This window comes from Hymenobacter sp. M1-2, assembly GCF_057808495.1.
Genome location: NZ_JBTYZO010000049.1, coordinates 1 through 5819, shown reverse-complemented (window position 1 = coordinate 5819; position 5819 = coordinate 1). Strand labels below are relative to the sequence as shown.

At 58.2% G+C, this 5819-nt stretch carries 3 protein-coding genes and 1 pseudogene; 3 read left to right on the top strand and 1 reads right to left on the bottom strand.

Going from position 1 to position 5819, the window contains the following annotated elements; all coding sequences use genetic code 11:
• The first annotated feature begins 429 nt into the window (after positions 1 to 429).
• From ACYSMN_RS25335 to ACYSMN_RS25325, 3 genes are all read left to right on the top strand, one after another.
• Complete coding sequence (locus ACYSMN_RS25335; protein WP_488926729.1) at positions 430 to 1815, top strand: sigma-54-dependent transcriptional regulator; 1386 nt, start codon at positions 430 to 432, stop codon at positions 1813 to 1815.
• Positions 1816 to 2042: 227 nt separating this feature from the next.
• Entirely contained in the window at positions 2043 to 3341 is a 1299-nt protein-coding gene (locus tag ACYSMN_RS25330) for a sensor histidine kinase (RefSeq protein WP_488926728.1), read from the top strand.
• 402 nt (positions 3342 to 3743) lie between these two features.
• Positions 3744 to 5591, top strand: a complete 1848-nt coding sequence (locus ACYSMN_RS25325; RefSeq protein ID WP_488926727.1) for a hypothetical protein — start codon at positions 3744 to 3746, stop codon at positions 5589 to 5591.
• Between the two features lie 67 nt (positions 5592 to 5658).
• Here the strand turns inward: ACYSMN_RS25325 and ACYSMN_RS25320 are convergent.
• Positions 5659 to 5819, bottom strand: a pseudogene (locus ACYSMN_RS25320) (glycosyltransferase family 2 protein); the annotation flags it as partial.

Sequence of the window (5819 nt, the reverse complement as noted above, 5' to 3'; positions counted from 1 at the left end):
CCCCCCCCCCCCCCCCCCCCCCCCCCCCCCCCCCCCCCCCCCCCCCCCCCCCTCCTCCCCACCCCCCCCCCCCCCCCCCCCCCCCCCCCCCCCCCCCCCCCCCCCGCTACTCCCCGAACTGGGGCTACAGACCTGGTACCGCTACGCGGCTACGCCGCAACGTGGGGTAGCAAGAAGCCCCGGCGGGGCGGTATATCGGTAGTAACCTGTTGAGTAAATACCCTAAAGCCCTGGCGGGGCGACACCTAATCATAGGTGGTCAAAGCGTGTCGCCCCGCCGGGGCTTGTTTCTTGATTACCGCCGTTCTACTACCGATATACCGCCCCGCCGGGGCTTCCTCACACGTTGCTGGGCGGAAGTCCTGCATAAACGAAAGCCCTGGCCCACGTGGCATCCTGTCCTATCTTTCCGTCCTTCGCCCCTGAACTATGATTCTGATTATCGACGACGACGTGGCAGTTCGGACTTCGCTGAGCTTATTGCTCAAGCAAGCCGGGTACGCTACGCAGGCCGTAGCCACGCCTGAAGCGGCGCTGGACGTGGTGCGCAACGCGCCACCGGAGCTGCTGCTGATGGACATGAACTATTCGCTCGATACCTCCGGGCAGGATGGATTGGCGCTGCTGGCCCGCGTGAAAGAGCTGGCCCCGCAGGTGCCCGTCATCCTCATTACTGGCTGGGGCTCCATTACGCTGGCCGTGGAAGGCATGAAGGCCGGCGCCGCCGAGTTCGTGACCAAGCCTTGGAACAACGACGCCCTGCTCCAAACCATCCGCACCATCCTGAGTTTGAGCGAGCAGTCGGCTGCCCCGGCCGCCGACGAGGCCCAGCTAAGCCGCCGCCAGCTCGACAAGCAGTTCGATTTCCAGCACATTGTGGGGCAGGATGCGCGGCTGCTGCACCTGCTGCGCAACGTGGGCCAGGTAGCGGCCACCGATGCCTCGGTGCTGATTGAGGGCGAAAGCGGCACCGGCAAGGAGTTGATTGCCGAGGCCGTGCACCAGAACAGCCACCGCCGCCGGCAGCCTTTCGTGAAGGTGAACCTGGGCGGCATTTCGGCTTCGCTGTTTGAGAGTGAGATGTTCGGACACCGCCGCGGTGCCTTCACCGATGCCAAAGCCGACCGCGTGGGCCGCTTCGAGCTGGCCAACGGCGGCACCATCTTCCTCGATGAAATAGGGGAGCTGGATATGAGCAGCCAGGTGAAGCTGCTGCGCGTGCTGCAAGACCGCACCTACGAAGTGCTCGGCGACAGCAAGCCCCGCCGCCTCGACATCCGCGTAATCTGCGCCACCAACCGCAATTTGGCTGAACTGGTGCAGCAGGGTCGCTTCCGCGAAGACTTGTTCTACCGCATCAACTTAATCACGGTGCGCCTGCCCGCCCTGCGCGAGCGCGCCGACGATATTCCGTTGCTCGTGCAGCACTTTGTAGACCAGCTGCGCGCCACCTACAATCGCCCCGCCCTGAAAGTAGGCACCCGCGCGTTGCACTGGCTGCGCGAGCTGCCGCTGCCGGGCAACATCCGGGAACTGAAAAACCTGGTCGAGCGCGCCGTGCTCGTCAGCGGTAAGGATGAACTGGGCCCCGAAGATTTCCAAGCGCAATTCCAGAAAGCACCTGCCAAGCAGCCCGCCGCCGGCGAACTGCCCGAGCCCGGCACCATGACCCTCGACGAGCTGGAAGCCCAGATGATTCGCAAGACCATGGAGCACTACGCCGGCAACGTGAGCCGCGTAGCCAAAGCCCTCGGCCTGAGCCGCGGCGCGTTGTATCGGCGCCTGGAGAAATACGCTATTCCGTTTGATGAGTAGCGGGTAGCAAAGAAGCTAGAAAACTAGCTCCCCTCCTTTTTTCAAGGAGGGGTGGCCGCAGGCCGGGGTGGTTGGCTAGAACTAAAAACCTAGAACTAATAATCGTTCAACGGTTTTACCACCCCGGCCTGCGGCCACCTACGCCGCTTGATGCGCGGAATTTGAAAAAAGGAGGGGAGCTAGTTTCTAGCTTCTAGCTTTGCTGTTCGCAAGCTTACGCCCATCCAGTGACCCTCCGTACCAAATTCCTGCTCTTCGTCGTCATCATTCATGGTGTGCTCATTGCGCTAGCAGCGCAGGTATTGCGCACCAACGCAGCATTATTTGTGGGGCTGGAAGTGCTGCTTGTAATTAGCATCGTGCTCACAGTACAGCTCTACCGCGGTTTTGTGCGGCCGTTTCAGTTGATTGCGGCGGGCACGGAGGCTATTCGCAGCAAGGATTTCTCCATGAAGTTCGTGCCCGTGGGCCAGCGCGAGATGGACCAGCTCATCGACGTGTACAACCACATGATAGACGAGCTGCGGCAGGAGCGCGTGACGCAGCATGAGAAAAGCTTTCTACTGGAACGGCTCGTGCAGGCCTCGCCGGCCGGCATCCTGCTGCTCGATTTTGAGGGCCGGATTGAAGCTGTGAACCCCGCCGCCGAGCGGTGCCTGGGCCTGCCGATGGCCAAGCTGCTCACGCACCGCCCCGCCGAACTGCCGGGCGAGTGGGGCGCGGCCCTGAGCACGCTGCGCGAAGGACAGCCGCAGGTGGTGCAGCTCTCGGGCATTCAAACCTACCGCGCCCACTGCTCGCACTTCCTGGATCGGGGCTTCTCCCGCAACTTCGTGGTGCTGGAGGAGCTGACGCAGGACTTGATTCGGCAAGAAAAGCAGGCCTACGAGAAGCTGATTCGGATGATGTCGCACGAAATCAACAACTCCATCGGCGCCATCAACTCCATCTTGCAGTCGTTTGGCTACTACACGCCCCAACTGCGCCCCTCGGACCAGCCCGATTTCACGGAGGCGCTGGACGTGTCCATTGCTCGCAACACGCACCTGGCCAACTTCATCGCCAACTTCGCCAACCTCGTGCGCCTGCCGCCCCCGCAGCGCCGCCCCACCGACGTACACGAGCTCCTGCGCGGTATTCAGCGCCTGATGCAGGTGCAGGCCGAGCGGCGCCACATTGCCTGGCACTGGCATTTGGCCCCCGTGCCGCTGCGTGCCGAACTGGACGCGCAGCAGCTGGAACAAGCCCTGCTCAACATCGTCAAGAATGCCCTCGAAGCCATCGGCGAAAACGGCAACCTCACCCTGCGCACCACCCTCAACCCGCCCGCCCTGCACATCGAAGACGACGGCCCCGGCATCCCGCCCGAGGTGCAGCGCCGCCTGTTCACACCCTTCTTCAGCACCAAGCGCGACGGCCAAGGCATCGGCCTCACCCTGATTCGAGATATTCTATTGCAACACAATCTGCGCTTCAACCTAGAGTCCAAACCCGGCGGACCCACGGTGTTTAGCATCTGGTTCTGACGCCGGAAAGGTCCTGCGCATAAGGTAACGGCGCTACGTTTTTGATTTTATATTCCATTTCGAGCGTTGGAGCTTATATAGTGTAATTGCGTTGCGGAATTATGACTTCCGCCTTGCTTGCCTTGTAGGGGTTAGCGCAAGGTTAGACGCAGGATTTTCGCTATAAAGCCCGGCGCGAAACTCAGCGTGAAAGATATGCTGGCCTCCGTTTCGGAAGCTCTAAGAATGTATAAGGTGCTTCAGGCAAGCACGATACCATACTTGTTCGTCCACGCAAATAGAGAAAGTCTCAGAAGAGGCCATACAATACGCAGATAGTCGCCTAGTTTTGCTACCCTGTAGGAACTCATAGAAGTCCTCCCTCAACTCACTTGGGGTATTTCATTCGTTTTGCCGTGCTATATGAAGCGTAGTTTTCCCATCTCGCTGCTTACCATTCTAATTTTGTTCGTGCTAATGGTGCAGGCCCGGTTGTGGGCACCTTACTGGGATACGCGCAACGTGCAGGCCATCTTGACCTGGGACGTAATGGGTTACTATCTCTACTTGCCCGGGCACTTTATTTATCACGATCTGTCGAGACTAGCTTTCGTGCCCGATATTATGCGCGAATACGTACCCACAACCAGCTTTTACCAAGCTTTTCAGGTGCCCAATGGTCCGGAAGGAGCACTAGTAATGAAGTATCCTATTGGCCTAGCTCTACTGTATACGCCGTTCTTTTGGCTAGGTCATTGGGCTGCCAGTTTCTTTAATTACCCGCAAGATGGTTTTTCGGCCCCGTACCAAATAGCTATTGCTTTTGGGAGCTTATTGTACGGATTGCTCGGTCTTGGCTTGTTGCGGCGCGTGCTGCTGCGTTTTTTCTCAGATGCCATAACGGCTCTTACTCTGGCACTCATCGTTCTGGGCACCAATTACTTCCAGTACGCGGTGTTCGATGCAGCTATGCCGCATACTTACGATTTCACGCTCTACGCACTTCTAATCTGGCTTACAATTCTCTGGCACGAGAAGCCTCGCCGAATGTTGGCGGCGGCTATTGGCCTCACGTTGGGCATTCTTATCCTCACTCGGCCTTCAGAAGCGGTTGCCATAGTGGTTCCGGTGCTGTGGGGAATAAGTTCGATAGACACGGCCCGCGCCAAATTGCAGCTGTTGCTCCGTCGCTGGCCGGATGTGCTACTGCTGGGGCTGTTCCTGTTTTTAGGGATGCTGCCACAATTGCTGTACTGGAAATGGGCCGCAGGCACATTCATCGTGTATAGCTATCAAGAGCAAGGTTTTAACTTTCTGAAGCCTCACACCTGGGATGTGCTGTTTAGCTTCAAAAAAGGGTGGCTTCTCTATACGCCTCTAATGGCCTTGCCCATTGCGGGTCTGGTTGTGCTATGGCGTCACAATCGGGTACTATGTATACCAGCACTGGCTTTCTTCCTGCTGAACTTGTGGGTGGTGTCTGCCTGGGACGTGTGGTGGTACGGCGGCAGCATTGGCCAACGGGCGCTAGTGCAGTCGTACGCGGTGTTGAGTTTGCCACTAGCCGGGCTGTTGGCTTGGACATTCACTTCTGGGCGTCGGCCGGCTGTAGCGCTTGCACTAGGAGCGCTGATTGTGCTGCTCACGGACCTGAACCTGTTTCAGCACTGGCAGTATATGCGCACCATCATTCATCCCGAAGAGATGAACCGCCACTACTACATGGCGATATTCAACAAAACCATGCCCTCACAGGCCGACTATTCCTTGCTGGACGTAGACACGCGCCTGCCTTTGTCTGAGGAGAAGTATGAGCGGCGGGTCGTGGGCAATATAGACTTCAACGAATTACCCGTCTCACCCGCGACTGGGATTAGTGCTGAGCGAGGATACTATAGTAAGCAGTCGTACCGCACCGAGCCGGCCTTGTCATACAGCACAACCCTAGAATTAAGAGCCGGCCAAGCGGGCCTGAATCCGGAGCAATGGGTCCGCCCTTCCTGCTGGGTATATTCTGATGCCGGCGCCTGGAATTGCAAGCTTGTAATGGATGTGTCCCGCAGTGGCAAAACCGTTTCATGGCACGGCGTGCGGTTGCAAAACAACTTGAGTGTGAACAGCAAGTGGGGGCAAATCTGGTTTGACGCGCCCCTCCCTACCGATTTGCAACCCGACGACGTAATCAAAATATATGTGCTCAATGAAGGTGGAGGGGGAGTCTTCATTGATGATATACGGGCTGAAGCGTTCAGTCCTAAAACGGCTAAATAAGTAGCGTCAACGCGAAAGCTTTTCCACGTTGAAATGGCGAGCTTTTGCGGTTAAAGCAGCTGTTGGCTTACCCAAACAGTCCGTATTTGATGATGCAGTAGATGGCGCGGAACCCGTCGCGCCAGCCGATCTTCTTGCCTTCGGCGTAGGTGCGGCCGTAGTAGCTGATGCCTACCTCGTAGATGCGCACATCCTTCACGCGTGACACCTTGGCCGTGACTTCCGGCT

What these genes read in the sequence shown, in the direction of transcription:
- ACYSMN_RS25335 (WP_488926729.1), top strand. Translation starts at nt 430, where the DNA reads ATGATTCTGATTATCGACGACGACGTGGCAGTTCGGACTTCGCTGAGC.
- ACYSMN_RS25325 (WP_488926727.1), top strand. Translation starts at nt 3,744, where the DNA reads ATGAAGCGTAGTTTTCCCATCTCGCTGCTTACCATTCTAATTTTGTTC.